General features: G+C 57.3%; 1 pseudogene. It reads right to left on the bottom strand.

The window, feature by feature from the left end:
* Window positions 1-253, bottom strand: a pseudogene (locus tag IV91_RS0115355) (IS701 family transposase); the annotation flags it as partial.

The following is a 253-nucleotide window of genomic DNA, read 5'->3' on the forward strand; positions in this document are numbered from 1 at the left end:
GATGATGCGTACCCTCTGTTCGAGCAAGGGTAGAATCAAACTCTTGCGCATGAACCAGGCATCGATCAGCAGACGCGCTTCCCTGACATTCCCTCTGACCGACTCGATCAACTGCCGAGCCACCCAAAGTTTGCCGCGTTGGCCGGATTCTTCGACCAACCAGGAACGAATTGGGATGGTCAGCGCCGAACCCAATCGGACCCGCACCACCAGGGCCAGTGTGACCCAACCTTGGCTGTTCAAAAAGGTGGGC

This window comes from Ferrovum myxofaciens, from assembly GCF_000735045.1.
GTDB classification, from domain to species: Bacteria; Pseudomonadota; Gammaproteobacteria; order Burkholderiales; family Ferrovaceae; genus Ferrovum; species Ferrovum myxofaciens.